25 protein-coding genes are annotated in these 24,266 nt (G+C 67.1%); 9 read left to right on the forward strand and 16 right to left on the reverse strand.

The genetic code is table 11. The annotated features are described in order from the left end of the window. Window positions 1–20 precede the first annotated feature (20 nt). The 13 genes from HAV18_RS18165 to HAV18_RS18225 all read right to left on the reverse strand — a co-directional run bounded on the left by HAV18_RS18165 (window position 21) and on the right by HAV18_RS18225 (window position 10,964). Window positions 21–1,388 carry a CpaF family protein gene (locus tag HAV18_RS18165; RefSeq protein WP_166958198.1) on the reverse strand — a complete coding sequence of 456 codons (1,368 nt, stop codon included), beginning with the start codon at window positions 1,386–1,388 and terminating at the stop codon, window positions 21–23. A gap of 19 nt (window positions 1,389–1,407) precedes the next feature. Further along, window positions 1,408–2,616, reverse strand: a complete 1,209-nt coding sequence (locus tag HAV18_RS18170) for an AAA family ATPase (RefSeq protein WP_166958200.1) — start codon at window positions 2,614–2,616, stop codon at window positions 1,408–1,410. Window positions 2,617–2,638: 22 nt separating this feature from the next. Beyond that, entirely contained in the window at window positions 2,639–3,082 is a 444-nt protein-coding gene (locus HAV18_RS18175) for a TadE/TadG family type IV pilus assembly protein (RefSeq protein WP_166958202.1), read from the reverse strand. After that, window positions 3,079–3,612 carry a TadE/TadG family type IV pilus assembly protein gene (locus HAV18_RS18180; RefSeq protein WP_166958204.1) on the reverse strand — a complete coding sequence of 178 codons (534 nt, stop codon included), beginning with the start codon at window positions 3,610–3,612 and terminating at the stop codon, window positions 3,079–3,081. Before HAV18_RS18180 ends, HAV18_RS18175 begins: the two co-directional genes overlap by 4 nt. A 23-nt stretch (window positions 3,613–3,635) precedes the next feature. Next, on the reverse strand, window positions 3,636–4,907 hold the full coding sequence (locus HAV18_RS18185; protein WP_166958206.1) for a pilus assembly protein TadG-related protein: 1,272 nt from the start codon (window positions 4,905–4,907) through the stop codon (window positions 3,636–3,638). 25 nt (window positions 4,908–4,932) lie between these two features. Further along, window positions 4,933–5,229 carry a hypothetical protein gene (locus tag HAV18_RS18190; protein ID WP_166958208.1) on the reverse strand — a complete coding sequence of 99 codons (297 nt, stop codon included), beginning with the start codon at window positions 5,227–5,229 and terminating at the stop codon, window positions 4,933–4,935. Window positions 5,230–5,249: 20 nt separating this feature from the next. Next, a complete protein-coding gene (locus HAV18_RS18195) occupies window positions 5,250–7,175 on the reverse strand; it encodes a type II and III secretion system protein family protein (RefSeq protein WP_166958210.1) in 1,926 nt (641 codons plus the stop codon). A gap of 99 nt (window positions 7,176–7,274) precedes the next feature. Continuing rightward, on the reverse strand, window positions 7,275–8,114 hold the full coding sequence (gene cpaB, locus HAV18_RS18200; protein WP_166958212.1) for a Flp pilus assembly protein CpaB: 840 nt from the start codon (window positions 8,112–8,114) through the stop codon (window positions 7,275–7,277). A 35-nt stretch (window positions 8,115–8,149) separates the two neighbouring features. Then, on the reverse strand, window positions 8,150–9,550 hold the full coding sequence (locus HAV18_RS18205) for an ATP-binding protein (protein ID WP_166958214.1): 1,401 nt from the start codon (window positions 9,548–9,550) through the stop codon (window positions 8,150–8,152). 32 nt (window positions 9,551–9,582) lie between these two features. Further along, entirely contained in the window at window positions 9,583–10,122 is a 540-nt protein-coding gene (locus HAV18_RS18210; protein WP_166958216.1) for a prepilin peptidase, read from the reverse strand. Between the two features lie 28 nt (window positions 10,123–10,150). After that, complete coding sequence (locus HAV18_RS18215) at window positions 10,151–10,357, reverse strand: Flp family type IVb pilin (protein ID WP_166958218.1); 207 nt, start codon at window positions 10,355–10,357, stop codon at window positions 10,151–10,153. Between the two features lie 91 nt (window positions 10,358–10,448). After that, the gene (locus HAV18_RS18220; protein WP_089444318.1) at window positions 10,449–10,631 is read right to left on the reverse strand and encodes a Flp family type IVb pilin; all 183 of its coding nucleotides are present in this window, start codon (window positions 10,629–10,631) and stop codon (window positions 10,449–10,451) included. A 141-nt stretch (window positions 10,632–10,772) separates the two neighbouring features. Beyond that, a complete protein-coding gene (locus tag HAV18_RS18225) occupies window positions 10,773–10,964 on the reverse strand; it encodes a Flp family type IVb pilin (protein ID WP_166958220.1) in 192 nt (63 codons plus the stop codon). Between the two features lie 1,053 nt (window positions 10,965–12,017). On the opposite strand from HAV18_RS18225, the gene HAV18_RS18230 reads away from it, so the two are divergent. From HAV18_RS18230 to HAV18_RS18245, 4 genes are read left to right on the forward strand one after another with little or no spacing between them, the layout of a single operon-like run. After that, complete coding sequence (locus HAV18_RS18230) at window positions 12,018–13,259, forward strand: glycosyltransferase family 87 protein (RefSeq protein WP_166958222.1); 1,242 nt, start codon at window positions 12,018–12,020, stop codon at window positions 13,257–13,259. Then, window positions 13,256–14,635 (forward strand): glycosyltransferase family 87 protein, encoded by a 1,380-nt coding sequence (locus tag HAV18_RS18235; RefSeq protein ID WP_166958224.1) that lies wholly within the window; start codon window positions 13,256–13,258, stop codon window positions 14,633–14,635. The genes HAV18_RS18230 and HAV18_RS18235 overlap by 4 nt, the downstream gene beginning before the upstream one ends. A gap of 24 nt (window positions 14,636–14,659) precedes the next feature. Beyond that, entirely contained in the window at window positions 14,660–15,703 is a 1,044-nt protein-coding gene (locus HAV18_RS18240; RefSeq protein ID WP_166958226.1) for a glycosyltransferase family 2 protein, read from the forward strand. A gap of 15 nt (window positions 15,704–15,718) precedes the next feature. Then, window positions 15,719–16,102, forward strand: coding sequence for a GtrA family protein (locus HAV18_RS18245; protein WP_166958228.1), 384 nt, complete (start codon window positions 15,719–15,721; stop codon window positions 16,100–16,102). A gap of 100 nt (window positions 16,103–16,202) precedes the next feature. Here the strand turns inward: HAV18_RS18245 and HAV18_RS18250 are convergent, their stop codons facing one another. Next, window positions 16,203–16,442, reverse strand: a complete 240-nt coding sequence (locus HAV18_RS18250; RefSeq protein WP_166958230.1) for a hypothetical protein — start codon at window positions 16,440–16,442, stop codon at window positions 16,203–16,205. Between the two features lie 20 nt (window positions 16,443–16,462). Here HAV18_RS18250 and HAV18_RS18255 point away from each other — a divergent pair, with 20 nt between their 5' ends. Both HAV18_RS18255 and HAV18_RS39980 read left to right on the forward strand, forming a co-directional pair. Then, a complete protein-coding gene (locus tag HAV18_RS18255) occupies window positions 16,463–16,966 on the forward strand; it encodes an inclusion body family protein (RefSeq protein WP_027792733.1) in 504 nt (167 codons plus the stop codon). A 65-nt stretch (window positions 16,967–17,031) separates the two neighbouring features. After that, window positions 17,032–17,922 carry an AidA/PixA family protein gene (locus HAV18_RS39980; protein ID WP_166958232.1) on the forward strand — a complete coding sequence of 297 codons (891 nt, stop codon included), beginning with the start codon at window positions 17,032–17,034 and terminating at the stop codon, window positions 17,920–17,922. Between the two features lie 178 nt (window positions 17,923–18,100). On the opposite strand, the gene HAV18_RS18265 is transcribed toward HAV18_RS39980, so the two are convergent. Next, the gene (locus HAV18_RS18265) at window positions 18,101–18,976 is read right to left on the reverse strand and encodes a LysR substrate-binding domain-containing protein (protein ID WP_166958234.1); all 876 of its coding nucleotides are present in this window, start codon (window positions 18,974–18,976) and stop codon (window positions 18,101–18,103) included. A 162-nt stretch (window positions 18,977–19,138) separates the two neighbouring features. Here HAV18_RS18265 and HAV18_RS18270 point away from each other — a divergent pair, with 162 nt between their 5' ends. Together HAV18_RS18270 and HAV18_RS18275 are read left to right on the forward strand one after the other, a co-directional pair. Further along, window positions 19,139–20,083: a hypothetical protein gene (locus HAV18_RS18270; protein ID WP_166958236.1), complete on the forward strand. Its 945-nt coding sequence runs from the start codon at window positions 19,139–19,141 to the stop codon at window positions 20,081–20,083. A gap of 48 nt (window positions 20,084–20,131) precedes the next feature. Then, window positions 20,132–21,835 carry a hypothetical protein gene (locus HAV18_RS18275; protein WP_166958238.1) on the forward strand — a complete coding sequence of 568 codons (1,704 nt, stop codon included), beginning with the start codon at window positions 20,132–20,134 and terminating at the stop codon, window positions 21,833–21,835. Window positions 21,836–22,043: 208 nt separating this feature from the next. Here HAV18_RS18275 and HAV18_RS18280 read toward each other — a convergent pair whose 3' ends face one another. Continuing rightward, a complete protein-coding gene (locus HAV18_RS18280; RefSeq protein WP_166958240.1) occupies window positions 22,044–22,568 on the reverse strand; it encodes a GNAT family N-acetyltransferase in 525 nt (174 codons plus the stop codon). 491 nt (window positions 22,569–23,059) lie between these two features. Between HAV18_RS18280 and HAV18_RS18285 the strand changes: the two genes are divergently transcribed. Continuing rightward, entirely contained in the window at window positions 23,060–24,262 is a 1,203-nt protein-coding gene (locus HAV18_RS18285) for an AAA family ATPase (RefSeq protein WP_166958242.1), read from the forward strand. Window positions 24,263–24,266: the final 4 nt, after the last annotated feature.

A 24,266-nucleotide genomic window follows, 5' to 3' on the forward strand; every position in this document is an offset into this window, starting at 1 on the left:
CCGCAAGCGGCGCCATGTCGTCAGTTCGTCTCGTAACGCTGCGACGGGTCGTAGAGCGAATCCGGCAGGTTGATGCCGAACGCCTGCAGCCGCTCGACGAACTTCGGCCGCACGCCGGTCGCGCAGAAGTGGCCGCGTACCGAGCCGTCGCGGTCCACGCCCGTGCGTTTGAACGTGAAGATCTCCTGCATGTTGATGATGTCGCCTTCCATCCCGGTCAGTTCCTGGATACTGACGATCTTGCGCTTGCCGTCCGTCAGCCGCGCCGCCTGCACGACCACCGAGATCGCCGACGCGATCTGCTGGCGCATCGTCTTCGGCGGCAGCGTCAGGCCGGAGACGCTGATCATGTTCTCGAGCCGCGTCAGCGCGTCGCGCGGCGTGTTCGCGTGGATCGTCGCGAGCGAGCCTTCGTGGCCGGTGTTCATCGCGTTGAGCATGTCGAGCGCTTCCGCGCCGCGCACTTCGCCGAGGATGATCCGGTCCGGGCGCATCCGCAGCGCGTTGCGCACCAGCGTGCGCTGCGTGATCTCGCCCTTGCCCTCGATGTTCGGCGGGCGCGTTTCGAGCCGCAGCACATGCGGCTGCTGCAGTTGCAGCTCGGCGGCATCCTCGATCGTCACGATCCGCTCGTTGCGCGGAATGAAGCCGGACAGGATGTTGAGCAGCGTCGTCTTGCCGCTGCCGGTGCCGCCCGACACCAGCACGTTCACCTTCGCGCGCGACAGCGCGTCGAGCAGTTCGGCCATCGGCGGCGTCAGGCTGTGGTAGCGCACGAGGTCGTCCATCTTCAGCGGGTTGACCGCGAAGCGCCGGATCGACATCAGCGGCCCGTCGATCGCGGACGGCGGGATGATCGCGTTCACACGCGAGCCGTCCGGCAGGCGTGCATCGACCATCGGGCTCGATTCGTCGATGCGGCGCCCGACGCGCGACACGATCTTCTCGATCACCTTCATCAGGTGCGCATCGTCGTAGAACGTCACGTCGGTCAGTTCGAGCTGGCCGCTGCGCTCGACATAGACCTGCCGGTACGTGTTCACGAGGATGTCGGAAATGCCGGGGTCGCGCAGCAGCGCTTCGAGCGGACCGAAGCCGAACATCTCGTCGTACACGTCGATCGCGAGCTGCCGCCGCTCGATGTCGTTCGCGGGCATCCGCTCGTCGTCGAGGATGCGCGAGATCAGCGCGGAAATTTCCTGGCGGACCTGCTCCTGCGGCATCCGCGACAGGCGCTCCAGCTCGACGCGCTCGAGCACGGCCAGGTGAATTTCGCGGCGCAGCTTCTGGTACGCGTCGCGTACCGACGAATGCGCCGGGCCGGCCGGTTCGCTGCCCGCCGCCAGCGGCGGGGTCCGGTGCAACGACATCTGTTCGCGCAATGACATGATCGATTCCCCGAAATAATTACATGGACTTGAGCTTCGGCGTGGCCTTGCGGCCGAAGAACCTGGACATCAGCGGTTCGCTGCGCGCGGCACCGTGGCCCGTGCGCACTTCCCCTTCGACGAGCTGTTTCGCGTAACCCTGCAGCGCCCGCGCGACCGCCGTGCCGCGTGCGAGCCGCGACACGGGATGGCCCTGGTTGACCGCTTCGAGCACGGTGTCGGTGTCGTCGGGAATCGTGCAGGCGGCGTGCATGCCGAGCACTTCCTCGAGCGCGGTGCGGGTCCGGTCGCTCGCGCGCGTCGCGCGGTTCAGGACGAGCCGCATCTGGTCGGTCGAGTAGCCGAGCGACACGAGGATCTCCAGCAGCCGACGGCCGGCGCGCACGTGCGGCATCGCAGGCTGCATCACGAGCTGGATCTGGTCGCTGCGATCCAGCGCGACCATCGACAGCGGATTGATGCAGACACCGATGTCGAAGATCACGAAGTCGTAGCGCGGCGCGGCGACGCCGAGGATCCATTCGAGCGCGTCCTCGCGCATCTCGGCGGCCTTGACCGGGTCGCCGGCACCCGCGAGCACGTGGAAGTTCTCCGTCACGTGCGCGACGCTTGCGTCGAGGAACGCGCTGTCGAGCCGCTCGATCTGCGCGCACAGCTGCGGCAGCGTCGACGGCGGGGTTTCGTCGCTGACGAGAAAGGCGGCGTCGGCGAACTGCTGGTTCAGGTCGATCAGCAGCACGCGGCGCTTGAAGCCTTCCGCGATCTCGAATGCGACGTTGCTGGCCGCGAAACTCGTGCCGGCCCCGCCCTTGCACGACATGAACGACACGATCCGCGTATCGTCGGTGTCGCGCCGCGTGCTTTGCGCGCCTGCGCGTTCGAGCGCATTGCCGAGCGCCTGCAGGTCGAGCGGCCACTGCAGCACGTCGCGCGCGCCCGCGCGCATCGCGTCGAGCAGCACGTGCGGCGATGCGTCCGCCGTCACGAGGATGCAGGTCAGCCCGGCGTGAACCCGACAGATCCGCTCGATCGCCGACAGCTCGGACGCGTCGAGCGACGTACCATCGACCAGCAGGATGTCGAACGCGTCGAGCCCGTCGGTGCGGTGTTCGATCTGCGACGGGCGGCCGGTCGCACGGGTCGCGCGATAGCGTCCGCAGTCGGCCACGAGGCGCGCGATCTGCGTGAGCCGCGCGGTATCGTCGGAAGCTACGAGGATGTTGATCATTTCGTGTGCCTCGCCTGTTCGATCAATTGCAGTTGGCACCGCCGGTCGCGGAAGTCAGGCTTTCGCGCGGCAGCGTCGTCGTGAACGGCGGCATCGTCACCGACACGTTCACGAACGGGATCATCGTCTTGACCGTGACGTTCGTGACGCTGACGGTCACGAAGGTGCACGTGCTCACGGTGCAGTTCGCCGGCGTGTAGCTCACCGACACGTTCGCGCTCGACAGCAGCGGCAGCAGCGCCGTCACGCGCTTCGCGACGCCGGCGGCATTCACGTCGCAGACCACCGCCGTGCGCGCGCCGAGGCGCACGGCCTCGCTCGCGGTATTCCAGTAGAACAGCACGCGGCCGAATTCGAAGATGCCGATCAGCAGCATGACCAGGATCGAGGCGATCAGCCCGAACTCGACGAGCGCCGAGCCGCGCTGGGCGCGCCGGCGTGACTGCGGGACATGGCGCGCGTTCATGACACTTGCCTCATCACGGTGACGATGTTGCCGAACGTGATCGACGTGAGCCCCGGGTACACGGGAATCGGCTGGTACTTGTAGCCCTTGATCTTCACCTCGACGACGTTGATGGCGCCCGACGCCGTACCGCTCGCCGTGTTGTTGTTCGCGTCGTAAGTCGGCAGGTTCGCGAACTGCGACGGGTCGGACGTGTCGCTGCAGCCGGTCGTGTGCTGCGCGTCGCAGATGGTCACCATCGAGGTCGTGAGCCCCGGCACCAGCTCGGTGCCGGACGCGCCGCACGTCGTGTTGCCGTAGACGACGAGGCACTGCGCCGCCGACACCGGGTACGCGGCGTCGGTCGGCAGCCAGATCGACAGGTAGCGCGCCGCGTCGCGCGTCGCCTTGGTCAGCGTCTCGTACTGGTAGATCGCGCGGCCGAACTCGGCCACGCCGGTCGCAAGCAGGATCATCGGCATCAGCACGATCGCGAATTCCACGGCGACGACGCCACGGGTGCGCGAACGGCGAATCAGGCGCTTGTTCATGATCGTCTCTCCGTTATTGAACGCTATTGAACGAGCATCGGAACCTGGGTCCCGGATGCGCTGCCGTCGCCGGGCAGCCCGTGTGTCGCACACGGGTTGTTGCCGGACACCGACGAGCCGAGGTATTCGAGGTGCGCGAGGACCCCGCCCTTGCCGGGGCTGAACGGCACGGGATCGAGCATCAGCACGCAATCCCATTGCGTGACGTGCACCTTGCCGCTGTTCCCGTTCAGCGTCGAACAGTCGCCTTCAGGGGCGAGCGCGACGCGGCGGTCGCCGCCGTAGGTCTGGTAATTGCTCGCCGTCGCGGTGCCGTTGGTCGCGATCCCGCTGCCTGCCGGCGGCGTGCCGTCGCCCTGGTAGGACGTGAAGTTCGTGCGGTCGATCACGAACTGCGTGTATGCGTCGCCCTTGATGCCGGCCGTTCCGGGCGGCCCGTAGTTCGGGCCGACATACGCGTAGCCGGTGAAGTCGGGCTGGCCGCTCGAGCCGTTCGCGCCGTTCGTATAGATGCCGAAGCGGGTATTCCAGGCGCGCAGCGATGCCGACTTCAGGCCCGTGGTGCTGAGGTCCGGCGGGCTCGTGATGTTGCAGGTGTTGCCCGACAACTCGCTGGACAGGGTGCTGTCGCTCGTCGAGCCGTCGAGTGCCGCCCAGCCGAAGTTGCCTGGCCCGTAGGTCGACGACGAACCGGAGGGCGACGTGATCCAGTCGCCGACGTTGTAGGACGGCGACCCGGTCGTGCGGCACACGAACACCGGGATCGCGCAGGTCGTCTGGCCGCCGCCCACCGTCGCGATCGCGCTGGCCGACACGGTCGCCGCATTCGCGAGCTTGGTGCCCGGCAGCACGTTCAGCACTTCCATGAACCAGTGCGAGATGTTGCTCAGCGACGCCGTGCACTGGACGTACTTCATGTTCGCCGGCGTCGTGACCGAGTTCTTCGTCAGGAACGCATCGGTCAGCGAATCGCTGAACGTCACGTTCGTGTTCGTCAGCATCTGCACCGACTTGTTCTGGAAGAACACGAAATTCAGGTGGCCGGCGGCGATGCCGTCGGCCTCGGCCACGGTCAGGCTGATGGCCCCGGTCAGGTCACGCGCAGCCGACAGCGCGCACGCATCGGCGCTGTTCTGCAGTTCGCTGCGCGTGACGTACAGCTTGCCGAGATCCAGCGCGAGACCGACGAACCCGATCATCACCGCCAGTGCGAGACCGACGATGATCGCGACGGCACCGCGCTGGCGATGCAGGCTGCGACGCATGACTTTCGGATAGCGGGCTGCGCTGTTCATGGCTTTCTCCCTGAGCATGCCGTCGTTACTGGGTGGCCTTGCCGATGCCGATCACGAATGCATTGGTGGGCGGATCGATCTGCTTGAACGACTTGTCGTAGTTGTCGAGCGCCGAGGTGGCCGCGCCGCCGTCGACCACCGTCGTCGCTGCCGCGTGATCGGCGGCATGCGGATCGATGATCTGGGCCTGCGTCACGGCGCGGACCGATTCGCCGAAGCGGGTGTCCCACACCGGGGTCGACGACATGCAGCCGGCAAGCGCGAAGGCGAGCGGTGCGGCGAGCGCCGCGCGGCGCACGAATACGAGGTAGGCGGATTTCATGAATGTCCCCTTGGATGGCATCAACGATCGGTGGACTCGGATTCCGAGCGGGCGATCTGCGCGTGGGCAGCCGCCGGGATCCGGTTCGTCGGCCGCGCCGGCGCAGCCGGCTGGGCCGGTGCGGCCGGGCCGGCCGCAGCGAGGCGCGCAGCGGCGGCTTCGATGCGCGCGACGCGGGCCGCATTGGCCGCGCCGGGTTGCGGCACGGTGGCCGCCACCGGCGCTGGCGTCTTCTGCGGCTCGGCCGGTACCGGCGGCTGCGCATCCGCGCCCTGCGGCACGCGCGGTGCGGGCAGCGCGGCGGCGGCTCCTGCCGGGGCCTCCGATTGCGGCGCCGGTGCGGGCGCTTGAGCCGGTGCCTGCGGGGCAGCTGCCGCGCCGTTCGCCGGTTGTGCGCCGGGCTTGCGGACGCCACCGCGGCCTTCCATGTTGCCCGTCGCATACACGTCGGCTTCGTTCGGCTTCGAGAAGCTGTCGGTCGGCAGCGGCACGTCGGCGGTCTGCAGCGGCTTCACCAGGTGCGGCGTGATCAGGAAGATCAGCTCCGTGCGATCCTGCTGGAACGACGTGCTGCGGAACAGCGCGCCGAGCACCGGCACTTCGCCCACACCGGGGATCGCCTTCAGCGCGCCGGTCACGTTGTCCTTGATCAGCCCGCCGATCGCGAACGATTCGCCGTCGCTCATCTGCACCGTCGTCGATGCGCGCCGCGTCGTGATCAGCGGCAGGATCGACGTGCCGCCGATGTTGGTCGAGCTCAGCGTGACGCCCGTGGCCGACAGTTCGGACACTTCCGGCGCCACCTTCAGGCTGATCCGGCCGTTCGCGAGCACCGTCGGCGTGAACTTCAGCGCGACGCCGAATTCCTCTTCCTGCAGCGTGATCGACGACGTGCCGTTGCCGCTGCTCTGCGGGATCGGGATGAAGATCTTGCCGCCGGCGAGGAACGTCGCTTCCTGGCCGCTGATCGTCACGAGATTCGGCTCCGCGAGGATCTTGACCAGGTTGTCGGTGTTCTGCGCGTCGGCCGCGAGGTTGAACGGCTTGTTGTTCGCCTTGCTGAACGCGACGCCGCTGGCAACGCCCGCGAGCAGGTTGCTGACCAGCGCACCGCTCCACGAACCGAACCCGCCCTGGATGTTGAGCGCGCTGCCCATCTGGTTCATCAGCGTCTTCGACACCTCGGCCACCTTCACCTCGAGCATCACCTGCTGCGGCGACGTGACGGCCAGCATGTTCAGCACGCCACCACCGCTCGGCTTGCCGCCCGCGGCCGGGTCGCCGGCGCTGTCGCCGTACGCATGCGCGATCTGCACGGCCTGCTGCGCGGCCTGCGAGCTCGACACGGTGCCCGACAGCACGATCGTGCCGGCCGCGGTCGTCACGCGGATGTCGCGCTCGTTCGGCATCAGCTGCTGCAGCGACGCCTGCAGGCCGCCGGCATCCGCGCCGACCGCCACGTCGATCACGCGGCACGCACCGCTCCTGCCCTGCACGATCATGTTGGTCGTGCCGACCGACAGCCCGAGGATGTACAGCGTCTGCGGCGACACCATCGTGGCCTGCGCGACGGCCGGATTGCCGATCGTCCGATTGCGGACCGGCTCCGGCATCGGCACCAGCAGCGACTTGCCGAGCGGCACGCTGACGCTGGTCGATTCACGCACCGCGCCGACGCAGTTCGGCCCGCGCAGCGGCCCGGACGACGCGGCCGGTGCGGCGGCCGCCACCGGCGCCATGCTGATCGTCATCTGCACCGGCCCCTTGCCGATGGCGGCCGGCGCGCTGGCGCCGCCCTTCGTCAGCGCGCCGGCTTCGATGCCTTCCTGGGCCAGTGCGCCATAAACGGTCAGCCATCCGGAACAAAGGATTGCGGCCATCATCGTGCCCCGTGCCACGCGTGTACGCAGCGGGCCGGTATCCGTGCATTGCGGTTTGATCTTCATTTCGTCTGATCCCCCGAGAGACCGGCGCTGCGCCGGTTATCGACTTCCAGGGCCACCGCGCGTTGCCGGCGGCCGTTTATGTGACTGTCTTGATCTGTTTCAGAAGCACTCGACGCTGCCCCTCACGCCCGTCAGTACGCCGACGCAATCGCGCCGCACTTCCGGCGCCGCATGCGATGCGACGTGCACGCGCACCGTACGCACACGCACGGGTGCCGGCGGCGCTTCCGGTGCGGGCTCCTTGCCGAGCAGCGTCACCTTGGTCGCGCCGTCGGTGTTCAGCGTCTTCTGGTCGACCTGGTTGCGCAGCACGAGCGACAGCGTGCCGACACTGCGCGCGAGGTCGAGCCGTTCGGCCTGGTCGGGCGTGACTTCCAGCGTCACCGCGTTGACCACCTTCGGCGCCGTATCGTCGCGGCTGACCTGCTGCGCGACGGCGAGCACGAGGATGTGCTCGAGCACGATCTTCGAGATGCTCTGCCCGTCGGTCTTGCCCTGCTGCTCCTGCGTGTTGACGATCACGTCGACGTAGTTGCCCGGCAGCGCGAAGCCCGCGACACCGACCACGTCGTTCACACGCACCGTGATCGCGCGGCTGCCGTCGGCGATCACCGCGGACAGCCCGCCCTTCGTGCCGACCGGCGCGAGCTTCGACTCGATCACCGGCTCGTCGCGCGACAGGCTGGCGCGTACCACGCGCCCTTCGAGCGCCTTGGTATCGGTGAACGCGCCGGTCGGCACGCTGCCCGACGGCCAGCTCACGATGCGGATCTGGTTCGGCCCGAGCGGTTCGCCCAGGTTCAGGTCGGTGGCCGCCACCGCAACCGGCGTGACCGAGCTCGTGGATGTCTGCATCAGCCAGTGGGACGCGAACACGACCGCGGCAAGACCCGCGACCATCGCGACGACCAGCATCAGGATCGCTCGACTGTTTTTCATGGCAATGCTCCTCGACGAATCGTGAAAGAAACGGCTCAACCGGTGATGTAGGTGCGCCCGCCGCGCTCGACGGGCGGCGGATGGCCGCCGTCCCGTTCAGGTACCGCACCGAAATAGCTGGCCCAGGCGTCGTACAGCCCGTCGTGCGTCACCTCGGGCGGATCGCCGCGATACCGCGCGCCGGCGGCGACGAGGCGCAGCAGGTCGGCCGGGAAGCAAGCGAGAAACGCCTTGCCGGTCGGCAGATGCAGGTGGTGCAGCAGGTAGTCGAACGCATCGTTTGCCGCGACGAGGCCCTGCGATGCGCAGGCCGCGTCGAACACCGCGCGGTAGTTGTCGATCGACATCGCGCCGACGTGAATCTTCGAGCCGAGGCGGCGCAGGAATGCGTCGTCGCAGAACTGTTCCGGCGCCAGGTTGCTCGAGAACACCGGCCAGACGTCGAACGGCAGCACGAAGCGGTTGCCGGATTCGAGTGTCATGAAATCGACGCCGCGATCGAGCGGGCGCAGCCAGCGATTGAGCAGGTCGCGCGGCTCGACGCGCTGGCGGCCGAGATCGTCGACGACGTACATGCCCATGTTCGCCTTCATGTGCGGCGGCGCCTGGTAGAAGCCCGCGACTTCGTCGCGGCGCAGGTCGAGCTCGTCGAGCGTCAGTTCGCCGCCGGACATCACGACCGGCCGCTCGCACAGGCGCCAGCGGCGATCGACCGACTGGCCGCCCGGTTGCGATGCCGCGTCGACATGCACGAGCGGGTCGTAGATCTGGATCACTTCGCCGGCCGCGCAGATCGCGTGCGGCACCGGCACGAATCCGCGCATCAGCGAGCCGAGCCGCTCGGCGAGGAAGGTCTTGCCGCTGCCGGCCGGGCCGTAGATCAGCAGCGGACGGCCCGCGTTGAGCGCCGCGGCCGCCGAGTCGAGCACCGACGTGTCGATCACGATGCCTTCGAATGCGGCCCACACGTCGTTCTGGCCGATCTGCAGCTTGCGCACCGAATGAGCCGCCACGCACTCGAGATACGCGTCGAGCGTTACCGGCGCGGGCCCGCTGTAACCGCTGCGCGCCCGTTCCTCGAGCGCCAGCACGCGGCCCGCGTCGGTCAGGCGGAACGTCACGTCGAGATCGGTCGCGCCGCGATGGGTGAGTTCGACGAGGTGCTCGCGCACCAGGAACGCAAAGACGTCGTCGAGCACCGCGAGCGGCAGGCAATGCCGCTCGACCAGGTCGCCGTACGACGGGCGGCCGAGCATCAGCGTCGACTTCAGCACAAGGCCGGCAACGAAGGTCTTGCTCAATCCCGTTTCGTCGAGCGAGCGCGGCGCCGCCGGCAACTGCGCGCCCAGCTTCGTATGCGCCTCCCGCGACGGCAACGGATCGGGCAGATGAGCCACCTGCGCGTCGCGTCTCGGTTCGGTATGGTTCGTGTTCATGGTCGTTCCATCCTCGTTGCGGGTGCGTCGCGCTAGGCGTGCGACGCGAACAGCATGGCCAGCGTGCCGGCCGCGATCGCTACCCCATACGGCAGCGAGCCCACCGACGCGATTTCCGCGGGGCCGTCGGCGGCCTCCCCACGCGTTCCTCGCGAGTGCCGCGCAAGCAGCGCGCGGACGTTCGCCCACATCTGGCGCATCCGGCCGCGCAGCAGCACGACCGCGAGCGCACCGATCCCGCCGGCCAGGAACGTGGCCAGCACGATGTAACACGTCATTTCCGCGCCGACCCACGCACCGATCGCGAGCATCAGCTTCACGTCGCCGGCCGCCATGCCGCGCAACAGATAGAACGGCAGCAGCAGCGCGAAGCCGGTCGCGGCACCGGCAAGCCAGCCGAGCGCGCCTGCCAGGACGCCGTGCAGCAGGCACTGGGCGGCCAGCGCGCCCGCAAGGCCGATCGCGACGAGGCGGTTCGGGATGCGGCGGGCCGCGATGTCCGTGCCGGCCGCGGATACCGCGAGCAGCGTCACGCACAACGGAATCGGGTAAGGCGGCGCAACGGGCAACATGGCGAACCTCGCTGAGCGAAAAGAAGGATCAGGAAACCATTGCCAGCGCAGTGGCCACGGCGGCCGTGACGGCCGTTGCGATCACCGCGTACGTATTGGCAAGCGAGCCTTTCGGCGTGACGATGTTCCCCAGCATCACGACGACGAACGTCGCCGCGAGGCAGGCAGACTCGATCGACGGCACACGCTGCCCTGCGTCGATCCTGGGGTTTGCGACACGCACCCTGGTTTGCATGATGGTCTCCGGTTCCCGGTCATCAGATGCGTGGGAGCGGCTCGATCGCTGCACCGGCCGAACCGTCCGCACGCTCTGCTTTTCAACGGCCTCACACGGCCGCGGTCAGGTCGGCCGCGATCGTGGTGAACACGGTCTTCAGTTGCGTGCCGACCGCCGTGACTGCCACGATGATGCCGACCGCGATCAGTGCTGCGATCAGGCCGTATTCGATGGCGGTCACGCCATCTTCGTCGCGAACGAAACGGGCGGCTTGTTGAATGAACTTGGACATGATGATCTCCTTACGTTTTGACTTTCAAAAAACCTCGCGTGCCGGCTGGTCGGATGACCGTGCATCGATACGTCGAGGCAAGGTGTTGATGCCGTGTGGTGCCGACGAAGGATTCGACTGTTCCGTTCGTCGTACCGTCCATCAGAGTGCTGTTACCGCTGAGTCCAGACTCGAGGCGATCGTGCTGAACACGGTCGACAGGTCCGTACCGATCGCCGTCAGCGCGGCGACGATGCCGAGCGCGATCAGCGCGGCGATCAGGCCGTACTCGATGGCCGTCACGCCGTCCTGATCCAAAACGAACCAGGCGATCTTTTCGATGACTCTTGACATAAGTAATCTCCTTTCGGACTGCTATGAAATACCCTTCGTCTGTCACGACGTCGGGACGGGCACCACCGGCACTACGCGAAAAATCGGAACGCGACGCTCAGCCGCGGGAACGGGGATGCACACCCCTGTCCACGCGAACGGGTATCAGTGAGGCAGAGTGCGAGAGAGGCGTGTACGGTGCGACCGGCCGGATGAACCGGGCAATCCGATCGACCGGAACGGCACGACTGCCGTTCGACGCGTGGAATCCAGTTGAACGGGAGACAAACTCCCGGATAAGCTGCAATGTTTGTTTAACGCGGTTTGCGAACCGTGATGTGCTGTGGTCTTTCATTTTTATTCCCCATTTGCTGCCATGCCGATTTCTTATTGCCCGGACGATGCCGGGTCTCAAGGGTCATTCGACGAAAGTTCGTGCGGTTAATCGACCTGGAGCTGCGTTTTCCCCGACGCGCTCCGGCCTTCCTTTCCGCAGGTGATTCCGAAGCTGGTTCCGTCTGTCTTTTGCCGGAACCGCCCGGTCGTCACCTCGTCGACTGCCGTGCCAACGCTTACGCAAAGAGCAGGCCACCTCGAGCGAAATCGAGGCGCATCAAGGGTTCCCGGGATGCCCGCGTTGTCCGGCCCGGGGCCCGGCGCCGGAAATGTTTCAAAATTGATATATGTTTGCCTGCAAGCGCTGTAAGCCGGAATGCCCGCCGCCGCGCTGCACCAAGGATCAAAAATTTTTACTCAGGACTTTCCCGAACACGCGTGGCGACCTGCGTCTCATGCGATCGGCGGGATGCGGAGCCGGTCAAAACGGCCGGATGTTTCAAAGCAGAAACACAAAATCCGGCCGCGTCGATTTCTCATACCTGAAAATGCGGTTTTCACGTGTGCCACCGGCCAATCCAAATCCCGGCTTTCAGTGGGCGATTTGCATCACACGATTTTTTCTTCAACAATGAATTCACCGGACAACGCCATTTCAGTGCGATTCGATCCGCAGGCACGACACAACATGAAACGGCTGCGACAGACCAGGCAGCCTCTACACACAGACGGGGAATCATGTACACAGCCAATCGTGGGGCGCGCGTTCGCGCAATACGCTGTGCTCAATGGCTGACAGCCGACCGGATCATTCCGTACAGCTGCATCATGCTGATGCTCTTCGTCGCGTTGGTGGTCGTGTGGGGTGTCGTGACCGATGGCTTTACCGCCAGCGACACCGCCCGGCCCGGTATCGACTTCTCGGTCTTCTGGACCGCATCGCATCTCGTGTTGCAAGGCCACGCCGCATCGGCCTACGACGCTTCATCATTCCTGCTGGCCGAGTCCGCGCACTTCGGTGCGTATCTGCAGCATCGGCCGCTTCCCTGGCTCTATCCGCCGACGATGTTGCTGTTCATCGCGCCGGTTGCCCTTGTGCCTTTCCTGCCCGCTTACTTCCTCTTTTCCGCGGGCAGTCTTTTATGCTACGCGCTCGCCATCTCGCGGTTGTCGGGATTGCGCGCGCATCTTCCCGTGCCGCGCGCCGCGGCGCTCGTCGTGATCGCGTATTCGGCCGTGTGCATGTCCGCACTGTTCGGCCAGAACAGCATCCTGACCGCCGGCCTCGCCGCACTCGCGCTGCATCTGCTCGGCAAGCGCCCGATCGCAGCCGGCGTGCTGATCGGGTTGCTCGCGATCAAGCCGCAACTGGCCGTGGTGTTCCCGTTCGCGCTGATCGCGGCGCGCGCGTGGCGCACGTTCGCGGCGGCGGCGATCAGCGCGACGCTGTTCGCGGCGGCCGGGATCGCGCTGACCGGTGTCGGCGCGCTGCATGGGCTGGCGGACGCCGTGTCGACGGTGCGCGAGCAGCACTTCATGCTGCCGTCCTACTGGCTCGCATCGCCGACGCCGTTCGCCGCGCTGCGGCTCGCGGGCATCTCGGTGCCGGTCGCGTTGGCCGCGCAGGCCGCGGTCGCGCTGCTCGCGATCGCGGCGACCGTCGACGTCTGGCGCCGCACGCCCGACATGCGCTTGCGCGCCTCTGCGCTCGCCGTCGCCACGTTGCTGACTACGCCCTATCTGTGGCACTACGAACTGACCTGGCTCGGTATCGCGATCTTCTGCCTGATCGCCCATGGCTTCGATGAAGGCTGGCTGCCCGGCGACCAGGGCGTGATCGTGCTCGCCTGGCTGCTGCCGATCTTCGAAATGCTGAACCGGTTGATGAAGCTGCCGCAGATCGGCCCGATCGTGCTGCTTGCCGTGCTGTTCGTCGTCGTTCGCCGCACCGCACAGCGCTCGCCCCGGAACGCGCGATGAAAACGCCTCTTTCCGTTCGCCACGGCCATCCTGCGATGGATGCGCACCCGGAACTCCCGATCGCCGGCCCACGCCGTTATCCTCACTGGCTCAATCGCGATCGCGTGCGCCTCTATGCCGGCGGCGTGTTGCTGGCCGAGCTGCTGTTCATCGGCATCTACATTGCCCGGATGTACTTGCAGCCCGCCGCGTCGCTGGTCCCGCTGTCGCAGGATTTCTCCGCGATCTGGAGCGCGGCATGGCTCGCCGCGCACGGACGCGCCGCCGACGTCTGGCATTTCAACGCGTTGTTCGCGATCCAGCAACTTGCCGTCCCGGGCATGAATCTCGAGGACGGCGTGCTCCTGTGGCTCTATCCGCCCAGTATGCTGTTGCTGGTCCTGCCGCTCGGCTGGCTGCCGTACACGCTGGCCGTCGTGCTCTGGCTCGGCGTCACGTATGCACTGTTCGCGGTTGTCATTCAGGCGACCGTGCAGCGCGGCAGCGCATGGCTGTGCGCGCTGGCCTTCCCCGCCGCATTCGTTACCCTCGTCGTCGGGCAAACCAGCCTGTTCACCGCGACGATCGGCGGCCTCGGCCTGCTGCTCCTGAATCGCCGCCCCGTCTGGGCCGGGATCTGCTTCGGCATACTGATGATGAAGCCGCAGGTGGCCGTCCTGTTCCCGCTCGCGCTACTGTGTGCCGGCCAGTGGCGTGCGCTGGCCGCGTGGGCCGCGACGATTGCCGCCTGCGTCGCGCTCACCACGCTCGCGTTCGGCACCGATTCGTGGATCGCGTTCGCACACGGGATGCACGATGTCTACCAGGTCGTCAGCGCCGGCCATGCGAAGCTCGCGCGGATGCCGACCCTGTTCGCGCTGGCCGCGATGGCCGGCCTGCCCGCCTACGTCGCCAGCGGCCTTCAGCTGCTGTCGGCGGCGATCGCGGCGATCGCCGTCGTCTATGCGTGGCGCGGTACCTGCGCGTACGCACTGCGTGCCGCGACGCTCGCCTGCGCGTGCCTGCTCGTCAGCCCCTATCTGTACGACTACGACCTGACCTGGTACGGCATCGTGATTGCGTGGTACGCGCGCTATGCGTGGACGCGCGGCTGGCGGCGCTTCGACCGGGAATGGCTGGCGCTGCTGTGGCTGGTGCCGCTCGCTGGCCTCGCGGTCATGCCGCACCTGTCGTTCCAGTTCATGCCGCTCGTCACGCTGGCGTCGCTCGCGCTGCTCGTCAGCCGGATCGCCCGGGAACGACGCGACGTGCCGTCGATGCCGGATGCAAGCGACCACTCGACCGACACCGCGTTCACCCATCAGGCCAGAACACACCACCGCCCGGCGTACGGAATGCGCCGCACCGGCCGACCGACCATCGGCGTACATCGGTGAAACGACATCACAAGGGGAATCATCATGCGGGGATCACTCTATACACCGCTCGTATCGCTGGTCGTGCCGTTCTATAACGAAGGCGAGGCCGTCGAGCGCTTCTTCGACGTCGTGATTCCGCTGATGACGTCCATCGACGCGATCCGGTTCGAGATCGTCTGCGTGAACGACGGCAGCCGCGACGACACGCTCGAACGACTGATCCGGATCAGCACCGGCGAACGGCGCGTGCGCGTGATCGACCTCACCCGCAACTTCGGCAAGGAAGCGGCGCTCACGGCCGGCCTCGACGAAGCCCTCGGCGACGCGGTGATCCCGCTCGACGCCGACCTGCAGGATCCGCCGAGCCTGATTCCGGTGATGATCGAACACTGGCGCAGCGGTGCGGAAGTCGTCGCCGCGAAGCGCAGCAACCGCGCGTGCGATTCGTTCGCAAAGCGCACGGCGGCCGCGATCTACTATCGCGTGCACAACCTGCTGTCGGACGTGAAGCTGCCGGAAAACGTCGGCGATTTCCGGCTGATGGACCGCAAGGTCGTGAACGCGCTGCGCAACCTGCCCGAGCGGCATCGCTTCATGAAAGGGCTGTTTGCGTGGGTCGGCTACCGGACCGTGATCGTCGAATACCAGCGCGATGCGCGCAGCGCCGGGCACTCGAAGTTCTCCGGCTGGAAGCTGTGGAATTTCGCGCTGGAAGGCATCACCAGCTTCAGCACCGTGCCGCTGCGCAGCTGGACCTACATCGGTGTCGGCATCGCCGCGCTCGCGTTCCTGTACGGCGCGTTCATCATCTTGCGTACGCTGCTGTTCGGCAATCCGGTGCTCGGCTACGCGTCGCTGATCTCGGTCACGCTGTTCATCGGCGGCATCGAGCTCATCGGGATCGGTGTCGTCGGCGAATACGTCGGGCGGATCTACGACGAGTCGAAGCAACGGCCCGTCTACCTGATCCGCCGCCGCTACCAGGCGCACGGCAAGGTGATCGAACTTCCGGTTGCACGCGATGCGCGCCGCCAGATCGCACGCCGGCGCGTGCAGCCGACCCGCGCGCGGGTCGGCGAACACTGACGCGCGCCGACGGCCATGATCGGCCTGCTCCATGCCGAGCGCACGCGCCTCGTGCGCTTCGGCGTGTCCGGCCTCTGCTCGACTGCGATCCACACACTGGTGGCGACGGCGCTGTTCGCTCGGCTCGATGCGACGCTGGTGACGGCGAACGCGATCGCCTTCCTCTGCGCCACCGCGTTCTCGTATCTCGCGAACACGCTGTGGAGCTTCTCGTCGACGGTGCGCACGCGCAACATGGTGCGCTTTCTCGCGGTCACGCTGGCCGGCTTCGTCGAAACCATGCTGCTCGCGCGTGCGGCCGAAGCGCTCGACGTGTCCCGCGGGATGAGCATCGTCGCGATCGCGCTGCTGGTTCCGCCGACGACGTTCGTGCTGCACCGGCTCTGGACCTATCGGTAAACGATCCCTCGCCCTCCCTGCCGCTCCCGCTCCCTGCCGCTCCCTGCCGCTCCCGCTCCCGCTCCCGCTCCCGCTCCCGCTCCCGAAAATAATCGGCCATTCAATTAACAGGTTCAATGCCGCTATATTTATGTAGCGCATCGATTCGATTGATTCCGATTTTAAAATTACCGCCCGAAATAATATTAAATACCCTGTTTACTCTTACAGCTTTCAGAATTAACCGAACGGGATAACCTGCTTTCGCCATCTCGCCGGCACGTGCCTCTAACGGCACGAAGCCTTGCAGGACAAGGCGATGGCCGCTGCGCAAAGAAATTCGCGCAACAATAAATCCCATTCCTTCAAACGGGAGCTTCTATGTCACGCGTGACCGATGTGCTCGTCTCTTTCGATACCGAAACCATTCTCAAAAAATATCCGAATCCCAGCAAGAATCCGAATAGCCCGACGTTGATCGACTGGAAGCACGTGTACATGGTCACCAACCAGGACAACGTGGTGTCGGGGCAAGCCGGCGGCGAACTCGACCTGAAGGCGCAGGTCGGCGACCTGATCCGCTGGCGTGAAACGAGCCTGTCGCTGGGCTTCGAGAACCAGGTGGTGTTCTACAAGTTCATCGGCAACGTCGGCAACGAACTGATCTCGACGCCGACGCCGCGGGTCGCGGAAGCCTCGATCCCGGTGCCGAACACCAGCAAGCCGGAAGTGCCGACCTGCCAGAAGGTCGCGAACTACTACTGGTCGTCGGAATGCCTGAAGGTCGGCCGCGTGACCTACCACTTCCAGTTCCAGATCATCGATCGCAACTGCCAGAGCCAGGGCTGCTTCTCCTGGGATCCGTTCATCTCGATCCATAACTGATCGCGGCAGGCGGGTGGTCGCGCGGCGGCTGCCCGCATCATCCACTTGTTGCGGAGGAAGCGTTCATGCCTGGTCTTCGTTGCGATGTGCTCGTGATCGTCGATGCCGTCACGCTGCTGTCGTCCTACCCGGAGGCGAGCCGGGATCCCGACGCCCCGACCGTGATCGACGGCCGGCACCTCTATGTGGTGAGCCCCGGCGACGCCGCGCAGCTCGGCCACAACGACAGCCGGCTCTTTACCGGCCTGTCGCCGGGCGACCAGCTGCACCTGCGCGAAACCGCGTTGGCGCTGCGCGCCGAGGTGAGCGTGCTGTTCGTCCGGTTCGCGTTGAAGGATGCGGGCATCGTCGCGCCGATCGAACCCGAAGTGCGCGATGCGGCCGCGCCGGTGCCGGATGCCGACGACCTGCTTCATCCGCCGTGCCGGCCGATGAAGGACCACTACTGGCGCAGCGATGTGCTGGCCGCGGGCGCCACCACGTGTACGGCCGATTTCGCCGTGCTCGACCGCGACGGTACCGTATCGGGTTATTTCCGCTGGGAAACGTCGATCGAGATCGGCGCCGGCCAGCCGGATACGAAACAGCCCGGTTTCAAGCCGTCGTCGGATCGTAACGGCAACTTCACGCTGCCGCCGAACACCGCGTTCAAGGCGCTCTTCTACGCGAATGCCGCCGACCGGCAGGACCTCAAACTCTTCATCGACGATGCGCTCGAACCGGCCGCATCGTTCATCGGCAACAGCGAGGACGGCGTCAGGCTGTTCACGCTGAACTCGAAAGGCGGCAAGATCCGGATCGACGCGTCCGCCAACGGCAGGAAATCCGCGACCGATGCGCGCCTCGCGCCGCTGTCCGCGGGCGACACGGTGTGGCTCGGCTGGCTCGGCGCCGAGGACGGCGCGGATACCGACTACAACGACGGGGTCGTGATCCTGCAGTGGCCGATCACCTGAGCGTCGCGGCGATCGGCACCCAGGCGGTTCAGGTGCGCGGCAGCCCCGGCGGGTGGCTTGCGATCGGTCGATCGCTTCGGCGCCCGGATTCCCGCGGCCATGCAACCCGGGTAGCGGCCGTTCGCGGTCGGCGCATTGATGGCGAACGGCAGCGGATCGGCGCCGCGCTCGCGGCGCGCTAGCGCGCGAGCAGCGCACCCGCCTGCCGGCCGAGCACCGCGCGCAACGCGTCGAGCTCGGGCAACGCGGGCGCGTCTTCGGGCGTGACGAGATAGGTCGTCACGCTGTCGAGATCGTCGAAGGTGTGCGCGCGCAGCTCCTTGCGCGCCACGTGCTCGGTCGTGATCCGCTTCGGCAGGATCGCAATGCCCATGCCGGCTGCCACGCAGCCGAGGATCGCGCCGAACGTGCCGAACGACACCACCGACTCGATCGCGACGCCGCGCACCTTCAGCCAGTGCTCCGCGACCGCGCGATACGGGCAACCTTCGTGAAACGCGAGCAACCGCACCGCGTTGTCGGCCAGTACCTGCCGCCGCGTGACGGCGGCCGCGCTCACCAGCACCATCTCCTCGGCGAACGCCGGCTCGTAGCGCAACCCGGGCCGGACGACCGCGCGCGCCGTGAGCGCTGCGTCGATCCGGCCGCGCAGCAGCGCGTCGGCCAGCTCCGGCTCGCTGCCGATCTGCACCGCCAGGCCAAGCGCCGGATCGCGCTCCTTCAACGCGGCGGCGAGCGCCGGCAGCCGCGTGGCCGCCGTGCTTTCCATCGAACCGAGCCGGAAGCTGCGCGCGACCGGCGTTTCGCGCACCACCTGCGTCGCTTCGTCGACGAGACGCAGGATGCGGTCGCAATACGGAATCAGCCGGCGCCCGGCGTCGTTCAGCACCAGCCGCTTGCCGTGCCGGTCGAACAGCGGCGCGCCGAGCGACTCTTCGAGCTGGCGCAGGCGCGCGGTGACGTTCGACTGTGTGCAGCCGAGCCGGTCGGCCGCGCGCAGCGCGCTGCCTTCCTGAACGACAGCCCGGAAAGTTTCGAGCAGAGGGATGTTCATATCACTTTCTCTTGTTACCGATTCAGTTTATATCATTTTACTTCGCCAATCATCCGGATTAGCCTAGCGGATATCCAGTGCCGGCCCCTTTCGAGGAAACCGCATGCCATTCGCTGTCTGCCCCGGCTTCACCCCTGTTCATCACCGGCCCGAGGCGCTCCCGTGCGCGCGCTGATTGCCGCGCTGGTGCGGCGCGGCCCGACCGTGCTCGCGTGCGGCGTCGGCCTCGGGCTGCTGGTGCCGCCGCTCGCGGACCTCGCGCGGCCGCTGATGCCCGTCACCGTGTTCCTGTTCGTGCTCGGCACGCTGCTGCGCGTCGAACCCAGCGCGGTGCGTGCGGTCGCGCGGCGGCCGGCCGTGTCGCTGCTGCTGCCCGCCGCGACGATGATCGCGTGCCCGGTCGCGCTCGGCCTCGCCGCGCGGCTCGCCGGCTTGCCATACGACTGGGTCGTCGCGCTGGTGATCGCGTACTGCGCGCCGCCGTCGAGCGGCACGTCGACGATCGCGCGGATGCTGTCGCTCGACGCCAGCGTCGCGCTCGTCGCGACCCTCGCGTCGATGGTGTTCGTCCCGCTCACCGCGCCGCTGCTGACGGCCTGGTTCAGCCACGATGCGGCCGTGTCGATCTCGCCGTTGAATCTCGCACTGCGGCTCGCGCTGCTGATCGGCAGCGCCGAAGGTATTGCGCTGCTCGTGCGGCGGTTCGCGGGTTCCCGGCTCGACCGCCATGCGACGTCGATCGATGCGACCGTCGTCGCCGCGCTGCTGGTGTTCGCGCTCGGCACGATGGCCGGCATGCAGCAATCGATCATCGACGCGCCGCACCGCGCGTTGACCGCGATCGCACTCGCGTTCGCCGTCAATGCGGGCTTCCAGATCATCGCGTACGGGCTCACGCCCGGCGACGTGCGCACGCGGCTCAACGTCGCGCTGATCGTCGCCAATCGCAACGTCGGCCTGATGTGGGCCGCGCTCGGGCTTGCCGCGACGCCGACCATGGCGCTCGTGTTCACGTGCGCGCAGTTACCGATCTACACGCTGCCGCGCGTTGTCCAGCATCTGCTGCCACGCCTCGAAGCGCAGCGCCTGCGCCGGCGTGCACGCTAGCCTGCATGCGCCGCCCGATTTCCCGTTCCCTACCCGCCTGCACTTACCATGACGACCCTGCTCTCCGCCGTTTATCCGCGCACGCTGCGCACGTTGACCGACCGGTTCACACCCGGCACCGCAACCCGTATCGAGGCCTGGCTCTTCGAGGACGAAGCGGCGCGCCGCGATGCCGAGCGCACGCTGGCCGCCCGCGGTATCGACGCGGTGTTGCGCAGCGCGTACAAGCCGCTGGTGCATTTCTTCCTCGAGGAATTCGAGCCGCCGCGCGCCGGCCGGATCGTGATCCGCACGCCGGCAGGTGCACATCAGCGGTTCCGGCTCGAAGCGTATCCGCTCGCCGGCTGGCTCGCGCCGCTTGAATTCGCGTTCGAGCCCGGCGACGATCCCGAGCACCATGTCGTCGAGGCCGGCGGGGCGACGCACCGCGTCTTCACGCCGAATGACGCGACCGCATCGCCGTGCGGCTGGCTGCGCGTGTGGAACGGCAGCACCCTGATCGAGGACGCGCCGCTCGTCACCGAATTCGAGGCGGCCGCCGCCGCAACGCTGGACGCGCTGCGTGCGCATCCGTGGCCCGACCACGCACCGTTCTTCGACATCCTGAGGATCGCGATCGCCACGTCGGGCATCGAACGTACGCTGCCGTACGGCGAGGAACTCGTCAGTACGCTCGACGCGTGGCACGAGGATGCGTACTACGGCGCCGCCGAATTCTTCCATGCGTTCGCGGGCCGCGACGCGTCCGACCGGACGCTGCAATCCGGGCAGATCGTGCCCGAGATCACGCGTACGCAGGGCGATACGACGCTTCGGATCACGCTTGAAACGCATGTGCGCGCGGCGACGGCGGACGCCTCGGCCACCCCGGGTGAAGCACTTGCGTCGCCGGACGTGCTCGCGGCGGTTGACCAGCCGCTGTCGCCGCCCGACGTCGCGCGCGCGCTCGGCGCGCTGCCGGGAGAACGGTTCGCCGCCACGTCGCATCAGGGCCGCGGCGTGAACGGCATTCATGTGCGTGGCGCCTTACCCGGGCTCGTCATCACCGCCGGCCAGCATGCCAACGAGACATCGGGCGTCGTTGGCGCGCTGCGGGCCGCCCATGCGCTGAACCGGCGCCCGGACGCGCACTATGCGCTCGTGCCGCTCGAAAATCCGGACGGCGCCGCGCTGCATCATCACCTGCGCGCCACGCACCCGACGCACCTGTCCCATGCCGCGCGCTTTACCGCGCTCGGCGACGACCTCGAAGCCCGCACGCAACCGCCGTTCGGCGAAAAAGCCGCCCGGCTCGACGCGATCGAGCGCACCGGCGCGCGGCTGCACCTGAGCCTGCATGGCTACCCCGCGCACGACTGGACGCGGCCGCGCAGCGGCTACATCCCGCGCGGCAGCGAACTCTGGTCGATTCCGAAGGGCTTCTTCCTGATCCTGCGTCATCATGCGGGCCACGACGGGCGGCCGTTCCTCGACGCATTGACCCGCGCGTTAGCGCAATCGGATGAACTCGTGGCATTCAACGAGCGGCAAATCCACACGTGGCACGCGCACGCGGGCGATCTGCCGTTTCCGCGTATCAATGGCATTCCGTGCGATGTGGTCGAGGATCACCGGTCGACCGTGCCGTTCACGCTCGTCACCGAGTTTCCCGACGAAACGATCCGGGGTGACGCGTTCCGGCTCGCGCACACGACGCAGGCGCGTGCAGTCGAACTGGCGGCCGAGTTCTACTGGGCCGGCCTGCTCGGTTGAAGCGCACGTACGAGCCTTCATCACAGCGGGGACCCGGGGCGGCATAGCGGAATCGGCCCGCCCATCCGCCGAATGCCTCACGGAAATGGGCAAAAACCGCGTGCGGTGCTCGGCCAAGCCACGCCGCCCAACTGTGCCGCGGCCTGTTCACGAACGGCGAGTTGCCCGTCAACTCGTGCTTCGCATGCAAGGTAGCGGCCCGGCACCGTCACACACTGCGCCCGAGCAACTGCCCCGGCCAACCGTCCACGTCGAAGGTCGAAATTCGCTCATACCCGCAGGACTCGTAGAAATGCACCAGCGCGCCAGTCCCGCCGCCATAGCAGTCCACCCGCAAGCGTCCCACCCCGGCAGCCCGAGCACGCTCATCCGCAAAGGCCATCAGGCGCCGGCCGACACCCCGTGCCCGCTCGTCGCGCGACGCAACCAGCACTCTCACGTAGATTTCCGGCTCGGTTGCGGGCGGCACGTAGGGCATGGACTCGCCCAGGATCAATGCGCCCAGGATCCGGCCATCCTGATCCTCGGCCACCCACGCGTCGGGCAGCGCACAGGCTTCGGTCACGAGCGCAATCCGCTTGGGCTGCGTCGACCAGGGCTCGCGGCCCCATTGCCCGTCGTTGCCGATGTCGACGAACCACGCGATCACTTCATCGAAGATTTTCAGCACGGCCGGGGCATCCAGCGCGCTGGCCCGTCGGATCACCCGCTCGTCCGTTCCTGTCACCGTCACGTTCAACACTCCTTCGCCGGATTCGACGACCGGCGCACGATTGAATGTAAAGCCGGCCCGCCGAAAGACGCGCGATGGAAGGCCGGCGATCAAGCCTGCTACGGTACTGAAATTCCACCCGGTTGAGCAAGGTGTGACGGCCCGCGATTCGACATGACGGGTTGTCGTCGTAAGAAGCGCCGGAGGTCAGCGCCAGACAGGGTGCCGATCGACCTTGACGTGCATGGCCGTTGCCGGCCGCGAGCCGCAACATTACCAGCGAATCGGCGCGGCGAAGGCGGCTCAGTGCCGTGGCGAGAGTGCCCAAAGACCGTGCTGCAGCGCATGACACATGGCGACCACCTGCCCCGGCAGGCCAACGCGCCACCTGCTCCGCGCCATCTCGAAGCAAAACGACGCCAGCGCGAATGCCGTCCTTCACCGCAAAAATATACAATCGACGCGATACATCGAAGGCATGAAGCGCCGGCCGCCCACTCTCGCTCGCCACCATGAACGCACCCGCTGACTCCAATCCCTCCGCCCCGTCGGTACTCGGCGTCTATCGGCAACTCGCGGACCCGTCCGCCGGGCAATGGATCGTCAGCCGCTCCGAACGCGCACACATGTACCGCATCCAGCACCACCGTCCCGACGGCAGCACGTCGGTCGATACGGTCGTCGATGCGGACAACCTCGATGCGAAGCTGCACAAGTGGATCCAGGAAGGCTTCGTCCGGCGCGACACGGGCGACCATCCAGCCCCCGCGCATCGCGACCGGTTCATGCAGGACCTGCGCAGCGCGCACGCGTCGCGACCGGCGGCAGCCGGCGATGCGGCGCACGTCGCGCACGTGGGCGGCGTGCCGATGCCGCGCGGCCCGGGCGGGCCGCTCGTGCCGCCGCGAAACCCAGCCTACCTGTTCACCGCGCGTGCGACGAACGTGCTGGAAGACATCGTCGAGAACCGGCGCATCCTGCTGATCGGCCACACCGGCACCGGCAAGACGAGCCTCATCGAGCAGGCCGCCGCGCTGGCCAGCCACGGCGTGCTGCGCTCGAACATGAACGGGCAGACGACGGTCGGCGACTTCGTCGGATTCTGGACCGTCAAGGGCGGCGAGACGATCTGGGTCGACGGCGTGCTGCCGACCGCGATGCGCGAAGGGCTGTGGCTCATCGTCGACGAGATCGACTTCGCTGAGCCGGCCATCCTCGCGGTGCTCACCGCCGTGCTCGAACCGGCCGGGCGCCTGTTGCTGAAGGAGAAAGGCAACGAGATCGTCGTCCCGCATCCGTCGTTCCGGTTGTTCGCGACCGCCAATGCGGTGGGCGCGATGGGGCAGTTCCGCCATCTGTACCAGGGCGCCAACGTGATGAACGAAGCGTTTCTCGACCGCTGGCGCGTGTACCGCCTCGACTATCTGCCGCCGCCCGACGAGGCGCGCGTGCTGCAACGCACGTTCGGCGCGGCCATGACCGAGGCGATGGCCGACACGCTCGCGGCGATCGCGGCGGACTGCCGCGCCGCGTTCGTCCGCGAGGATCTGGCCGGCGCGTTCTCGACGCGGCGCCTGATCGACTGGGCCGAGCTGATGCTGCGCACCGGCGATCCCGAAGCGGCCGCCGGCCCGACGATCTATGCGAAGGTCAGCACGGAAGACGCCGACCTGATCCGCAGCATCATTCGCCACTACATCGACGTCGAGGCCTGACGCG

The sequence above is a fragment of the Burkholderia sp. D-99 genome (assembly GCF_011605345.1).
Lineage (GTDB): Bacteria > Pseudomonadota > Gammaproteobacteria > Burkholderiales > Burkholderiaceae > Burkholderia.